This is a genomic window from Streptococcus bouchesdurhonensis (assembly GCF_948472335.1).
This window is the reverse complement of sequence record NZ_CAOKTW010000006.1, coordinates 225,680-232,638: the sequence shown is the minus strand read 5'-3', so window position 1 is coordinate 232,638 and position 6,959 is coordinate 225,680. Positions and strand designations below refer to the sequence as shown.

The following is a 6,959-nucleotide window of genomic DNA, read 5'->3' as shown; positions in this document are numbered from 1 at the left end:
AATTTCCAAGAAAGGTGTGGCTGAGTTTGAGGCCTTTACGCCAGATTATCTCATGGAAAAGATGGGCATCACACCGACTCAGTTTATCGATCTCAAGGCGCTCATGGGTGATAAGTCGGATAATATCCCTGGGGTGACCAAAATTGGTGAAAAGACGGGTATCAAACTCTTGCTGGAGTATGGTTCGCTTGAGGGGATTTATGAAAATATCGATGGGATGAAGGCTTCTAAGATGAAGGAAAATCTCATTAATGATAAGGAACAGGCCTTTTTGTCTAAAACACTAGCGACCATTGATACCAAGGCACCGATTGCGATTGGTTTAGAGGACTTGGTCTATAGTGGTCCAGATGTTGAAAATCTTGGGAAATTCTACGATGAGATGGGCTTCAAACAGCTAAAGCAGGCTTTAAATGTGTCGTCAGCTGATGTGTCTGAGAGTTTGGATTTTACTATTGTTGACCAAATCAGTCAAGATATGCTGAGTGAAGAGTCTATCTTCCACTTTGAGCTTTTTGGTGAGAATTACCATACGGATAATTTGGTTGGATTTGCCTGGTCTTGTGGGGATAAGCTCTATGCCACAGACAAGCTTGAGCTGTTGCAAGACCCGATTTTCAAGGATTTCTTAGAAAAAACATCTCTGAGAGTTTATGACTTTAAGAAGGTTAAAGTTCTTTTGCAACGTTTGGGTGTGGATTTGCAGGCGCCTGCTTTTGACATCCGTTTGGCTAAATACCTCCTTTCGACTGTGGAGGACAATGAAATTGCGACCATCGCTAGTCTTTATGGTCAGACTTACTTGGTTGATGATGAAACTTTCTACGGTAAGGGTGTTAAAAAGGCCATTCCTGAACGTGAGAAATTCTTGGAACACTTAGCTTGTAAACTTGCTGTTTTGGTTGAAACAGAGCCTATTTTGCTTGAAAAACTCAGCGAAAATGGGCAATTAGAGCTTCTTTATGATATAGAGCAACCTCTGGCTTTTGTCCTTGCCAAGATGGAAATAGCTGGAATTAGGGTCAAGAAAGAGACTTTGTGTGAGATGCAGGCTGAAAATGAGCTTGTCATTGAAAAACTGACTCAAGAGATTTACGAGTTGGCTGGTGAGGAGTTTAATATCAACTCGCCTAAGCAGTTGGGCGTGCTTCTCTTTGAAAAATTGGGACTTCCTTTAGAATACACTAAAAAAACCAAGACAGGTTATTCGACAGCGGTGGATGTCTTGGAACGCTTGGCTCCTATTGCTCCGATTGTTAAGAAAATCCTAGACTACCGTCAAATTGCTAAGATTCAATCGACTTATGTAATTGGCTTGCAGGACTGGATTTTGGATGATGGCAAGATTCATACTCGTTATGTGCAGGATTTGACCCAAACAGGTCGTCTGTCTAGTGTGGATCCAAACCTGCAAAATATTCCTGCCCGTTTGGAGCAGGGTCGTCTCATTCGTAAGGCTTTTGTGCCTGAGTGGGAGGATAGTGTATTGCTCAGCTCGGACTATTCACAGATTGAATTGCGCGTTTTGGCGCATATTTCTAAGGATGAGCACTTGATTAAGGCCTTCCAAGAGGGAGCGGACATCCATACCTCGACAGCCATGCGGGTCTTTGGCATTGAGCGTCCTGAGGATGTGACTGCAAACGATCGTCGCAATGCCAAGGCGGTTAACTTTGGAGTGGTTTATGGTATTTCAGACTTTGGTTTGTCTAATAATCTGGGCATTAGCCGTAAGGAGGCCAAAGCCTACATTGATACCTACTTTGAACGCTTCCCAGGTATTAAAAACTACATGGATGAAGTGGTGCGTGAGGCGCGTGATAAGGGCTATGTGGAGACCCTCTTCAAGCGTCGTCGTGAGTTGCCAGATATCAATTCGCGCAACTTTAATATTCGTGGTTTTGCGGAGCGGACAGCCATCAATTCTCCTATTCAGGGTTCGGCAGCAGATATTCTCAAGATTGCCATGATTCAGCTAGATAAAGCCTTGGTTGCAGGTGGTTATCAGACTAAGATGCTTCTGCAAGTGCACGATGAAATCGTCCTTGAAGTTCCTAAATCTGAATTGGCAGAGATGAAAAAATTGGTCAAACAAACCATGGAAGAAGCCATTCAACTCAGTGTTACCCTCATCGCAGATGAAAATGAAGGGGCAACCTGGTACGAGGCTAAATAAAAAGGGGGCTAGTCCTCCTTTTTGTAGTAGAATTATGCAAGCCTTTTCAAAATGTGCTATACTGATGAAAAAGGAGGATTTCTATGAGTCAAGAATTTATCAATCCAAGTGATGGCGTGATTCGTCAGTATCTCGCAACGAGTAAAACCCTTGCTGTAGTGGGGTTATCAGATCGTGAGGAAACAACCAGTAATCGAGTGACCAAGGAAATGCAGGCTCGGGGTTATAAAATTATTCCAGTCAATCCCAAGGCGGCAGGTGGCGAAATATTGGGTGAAAAGGCTTATGCTAGTCTAGCAGAGATTCCTTTTCCTGTAGATATTGTCAATGTTTACCGTCGCAGTGAGTTTTTGCCAGATGTGGCGCGTGATTTTTTCAAGGCTGATGCTAAGATTTTTTGGGCACAGCTAGGACTTGAAAGTCTAGAAGCAGAAGAGATTTTGCGTGCTGGTGGATGTGATGACATCGTGATGAATCGTTGCATCAAGAGAGAACATACACGCTTGATTGAGGAAGCATAAGAAAAAGGTAGCTGGTGGGCTACCTTTTGTGTTATACTCAATGAAAATCAAAGAGCAAACTAGCCGCAGGCTGCTCAAAACACTGTTTTGAGGTTGTAGATAAGACTGACGAAGTCAGTCACATATATACGGCAAGGCGACGTTGACGTGGTTTGAAGAGATTTTCGAAGAGTATTAGAAAATGCCGATAAGGGTCTGCATACCAAGAGTGGTGAGGATGATGGCAATCCAGCAGATGGCTCCAAGAAGAATGGATTTTCCACTGGATTTGACCATAGCTACTAGATTGGTTTTGAGACCGATAGCACTCATGGCCATGATAATGAGGAATTTGGAAAGTTGTTTGAGAGGGGTAAAGAAACTACTAGACACACCGAGAGAGGTCAGAAGGGTGGTTAGGAGCGATGCAAGGATAAAGTAAAGGATAAAAAGTGGGAAGACTTTTTTCAGTTGTAGGCTTTGCTTGTTTTCTTGTTGGCGACTTTGCCAGTAGGAGAGAAAGAGCGTGATAGGGATAATGGCCAAAGTACGTGTGAGTTTAACAATGGTTGCAGACTCGAGGGTATTGCTTTGGTAAAGACTGTCCCAAGCGCTGGCGGCAGCCGTTACAGAGGAAGTGTCGTTGACCGCAGTCCCTGCAAAGAGGGCGAAGCCTTCATTGGATAGATGAAGCCAGGTGCCGAGGGTTGGAAAGATGAGCGCAGCCAAGACATTGAAGAAAAAGATAACGGAAATGGCTTGGGCTACTTCCTTTTCCTTAGCATCAATAACGGGCGCTGTCGCTGCAATGGCAGAACCCCCACAGATAGAAGAACCTACTCCAACCAAGGTAGCCAGTTTTGTATCCAGTGCAAAGAAACGCTGGAAGAGGTAGGCAATAATCAGAGCTATTGAGATAGTGGACAGGATGACAGGGAGTGAAGATTGGCCAACTGCGAAGACCTGCGAGATATTGAGACCAAAACCAAGCAAGACAACGGCATATTGGAGCAACTTCTTGGAACTAAAGGTCAAACCAGCATCCAGTTGTTTATAGGACGAGAGAAAGGGATGTAGGAGCATGCCTATGAAAATGGCAAAAACGGGCGCGCCAATCACAGGGAAGAATCCTCCTAAGTACCAAGATACGATAGAAATGAGAAGGCAGGCCAAGATACCTGCTCCATTTTTTGATAGAAATGACATAAAAACCTCCAAATAAAATCTTTTACCATTATAGACATAAAAACAGGAAAAGTAAAGTAGAAAGTGGAAAGTTATTCTATTATGTATTTTTGCGGTCGGGGGGCTTTTGTAGTATAATAGAGATACGTTTTTACAGTAGGAGGTATCTATGGACTTAACTAAGCGCTTTAATAAACAGTTAGATAAGATTCAAGTTTCGTTGATTCGTCAGTTTGACCAGGCTATTTCGGAGATTCCTGGGGTCTTGCGTTTGACCTTGGGGGAACCTGATTTTACAACGCCAGATCATGTCAAGGAGGCGGCCAAGCGAGCGATTGACCAGAACCAATCCTACTATACAGGGATGAGTGGTCTGCTGACTCTACGTCAGGCAGCCAGTGACTTTGTTAAGGAAAAGTACCAACTGGACTATGCTCCTGAAAATGAAATCCTGGTTACAATTGGGGCGACAGAGGCTTTATCTGCGACTTTGACAGCTATTTTGGAAGAGGGAGACAAGGTGCTCTTGCCAGCTCCTGCCTATCCAGGTTATGAACCGATTGTCAATCTAGTTGGGGCAGAGATTGTCGAGATTGACACAACTGAAAATGGTTTTGTCTTGACTCCTGAGATGTTGGAAAAGGCCATTTTGGAGCAGGGAGACAAGCTCAAGGCGGTTATTCTCAACTATCCAGCTAATCCGACAGGAATTACCTATAGTCGGGAGCAGTTGGAGGCCTTGGCAGACGTTTTACGCAAGTACGAAATTTTCGTTGTCTGTGATGAGGTTTACTCAGAATTGACCTATACAGGCGAAGCCCATGTATCTCTAGGAACGATGTTGAGAGACCAGGCTATCATTATCAATGGTCTATCTAAATCGCATGCTATGACCGGTTGGCGTTTGGGACTAATTTTCGCTCCTGCGGCCTTCACAGCTCAGTTAATCAAGAGTCACCAGTACTTGGTGACTGCCGCAAATACCATGGCGCAACACGCTGCGGTGGAGGCCTTGACGGCTGGTAAAAACGATGCGGAGCCTATGAAGAAGGAATATATCCAGCGTCGTGATTATATTATCGAGAAAATGACTGCTCTTGGTTTTGAGATTATCAAACCAGACGGTGCCTTCTATATCTTTGCTAAGATTCCAGCTGGTTACAACCAAGACTCCTTTGCCTTTCTAAAGGATTTTGCTCAGAAGAAGGCTGTTGCCTTTATCCCTGGTGCTGCCTTTGGGTGTTATGGAGAAGGTTATGTTCGCCTGTCTTATGCAGCCAGCATGGAGACTATCAAAGAAGCCATGAAACGACTTGAGGAGTATATGAGAGAAGCATGATTCAGTCTATCACGAGTCAAGGCTTGGTGCTCTATAATCGCAATTTTCGTGAGGATGACAAGCTCGTCAAGATTTTTACAGAGCAGGTTGGCAAACGCATGTTTTTTGTCAAACACGCTGGTCAGTCTAAGCTGGCGCCTGTTATTCAGCCCTTGGTGCTGGCACGATTTCTCTTGCGAATCAATGATGACGGACTCAGTTACATCGAAGACTATCATGAGGTCATGACTTTTCCCAAGATTAATAGTGACCTCTTTGTCATGGCCTATGCGACCTATGTGGCAGCTCTTGCAGATGCTAGTTTGCAGGACAATCAGCAGGATGCTCCCTTGTTTGCTTTTTTGCAAAAGACTTTGGAGTTGATGGAAGCAGGCTTGGATTATCAGGTTTTGACCAATATTTTTGAAATTCAAATTTTGACTCGATTTGGGATCAGCCTTAATTTTAATGAGTGTGTCTTTTGCCATCGGGTCGGTCAGGCTTTTGACTTTTCTTTCAAATATGGAGCCTGCCTCTGTTCAGAGCATTATCATGAGGATGAGAGACGTTGCCATCTCAATCCCAATATCCCTTATCTGCTCAATCAATTTCAAGCCATTGATTTTGAGACCTTGGAGACCATTTCGCTCAAGCCCGATATCAAGCAAGACTTACGCCAGTTTATGGATCAGCTCTACGAAGAGTACGTTGGGATTCACCTAAAATCAAAGAAATTTATTGATTCCCTAGCAGACTGGGGACAATTACTAAAAGAGGAAAAGAAATGAAAAAAATCGCAGTAGATGCCATGGGGGGCGATTACGCACCTCAAGCCATCGTTGAGGGTGTCAATCAAGCCCTAGCTGACTTTTCAGATATTGAGGTTCAACTCTACGGAGATGAAGCTAAAATCAAGCAATATCTGACAGCGACAGAGCGCGTCAGCATTATCCATACGGATGAAAAGATTGATTCAGACGATGAACCTACGAGAGCTATTCGGAAGAAGAAAAATGCCAGTATGGTATTGGCGGCCAAGGCTGTCAAAGAAGGAGAAGCAGACGCTGTTCTCTCGGCTGGGAATACAGGTGCCTTGTTGGCGGCAGGATTCTTCATCGTGGGTCGTATCAAGAACATCGATCGTCCTGGACTTATGTCGACTTTGCCGACTGTAGATGGGAAGGGGTTTGACATGCTGGACCTCGGTGCCAATGCAGAAAATACAGCCCAGCACCTCCATCAATATGCGGTTCTAGGTTCTTTCTATGCTAAAAATGTCCGTGGCATTGCGCAACCACGTGTTGGCTTACTTAACAATGGAACAGAGAGTAGCAAGGGTGACCCGCTTCGTAAGGAAACTTACGAATTACTAGCAGCTGATGAAAGTTTGAACTTTATCGGAAACGTGGAAGCACGTGATTTGATGAATGGCGTTGCGGATGTTGTCGTGGCAGATGGTTTCACGGGAAACGCTGTGCTCAAATCCATCGAAGGGACAGCCATGGGAATCATGGGATTGCTCAAGACAGCTATTACAGGTGGTGGTCTTCGAGCGAAACTAGGCGCACTCCTTCTCAAGGATAGCCTCAGAGGTTTGAAAAAACAGCTCAACTACTCAGATGTTGGTGGAGCGGTCTTGTTTGGTGTCAAGGCACCTGTTGTCAAGACTCATGGCTCAAGCGATGCCAAGGCTGTTTATAGTACGATTCGCCAGATTCGTACCATGCTAGAAACAGACGTAGTTGCCCAGACTGCGCGTGAATTTTCAGGAGAATAAAAG

Annotated in this window: 6 protein-coding genes; 5 read left to right on the top strand and 1 reads right to left on the bottom strand. The window is 44.5% G+C overall.

Annotated features, from left to right (window positions below):
• Positions 1-2,176: DNA polymerase I (gene polA / locus QMQ21_RS11690; protein WP_261814478.1), on the top strand; the 2,176-nt coding region annotated here is incomplete at its 5' end.
• An 83-nt stretch (positions 2,177-2,259) separates the two neighbouring features.
• Positions 2,260-2,697, top strand: a complete 438-nt coding sequence (locus tag QMQ21_RS11685; RefSeq protein ID WP_054388194.1) for a CoA-binding protein — start codon at positions 2,260-2,262, stop codon at positions 2,695-2,697.
• Positions 2,698-2,871: 174 nt separating this feature from the next.
• Here QMQ21_RS11685 and QMQ21_RS11680 read toward each other — a convergent pair whose 3' ends face one another.
• Positions 2,872-3,882, bottom strand: coding sequence for a YeiH family protein (locus tag QMQ21_RS11680; protein ID WP_023935482.1), 1,011 nt, complete (start codon positions 3,880-3,882; stop codon positions 2,872-2,874).
• A 148-nt stretch (positions 3,883-4,030) separates the two neighbouring features.
• On the opposite strand from QMQ21_RS11680, the gene QMQ21_RS11675 reads away from it, so the two are divergent.
• From QMQ21_RS11675 to plsX, 3 genes are read left to right on the top strand one after another with little or no spacing between them, the layout of a single operon-like run.
• Positions 4,031-5,200 (top strand): pyridoxal phosphate-dependent aminotransferase, encoded by a 1,170-nt coding sequence (locus QMQ21_RS11675; protein WP_000366350.1) that lies wholly within the window; start codon positions 4,031-4,033, stop codon positions 5,198-5,200.
• On the top strand, positions 5,197-5,967 hold the full coding sequence (gene recO, locus QMQ21_RS11670) for a DNA repair protein RecO (protein WP_023932887.1): 771 nt from the start codon (positions 5,197-5,199) through the stop codon (positions 5,965-5,967). Before QMQ21_RS11675 ends, recO begins: the two co-directional genes overlap by 4 nt.
• Positions 5,964-6,956: a phosphate acyltransferase PlsX gene (plsX, locus tag QMQ21_RS11665; RefSeq protein ID WP_023932889.1), complete on the top strand. Its 993-nt coding sequence runs from the start codon at positions 5,964-5,966 to the stop codon at positions 6,954-6,956. Before recO ends, plsX begins: the two co-directional genes overlap by 4 nt.
• Positions 6,957-6,959 lie beyond the last annotated feature (3 nt).

Coding starts and splice junctions, on each gene's coding strand:
- QMQ21_RS11675 (WP_000366350.1), top strand. CDS start 4,031: ATGGACTTAACTAAGCGCTTTAATAAACAGTTAGATAAGATTCAAGTT.
- recO (WP_023932887.1), top strand. CDS start 5,197: ATGATTCAGTCTATCACGAGTCAAGGCTTGGTGCTCTATAATCGCAAT.
- plsX (WP_023932889.1), top strand. CDS start 5,964: ATGAAAAAAATCGCAGTAGATGCCATGGGGGGCGATTACGCACCTCAA.
- QMQ21_RS11685 (WP_054388194.1), top strand. CDS start 2,260: ATGAGTCAAGAATTTATCAATCCAAGTGATGGCGTGATTCGTCAGTAT.
- QMQ21_RS11680 (WP_023935482.1), bottom strand. CDS start 3,882: ATGTCATTTCTATCAAAAAATGGAGCAGGTATCTTGGCCTGCCTTCTC.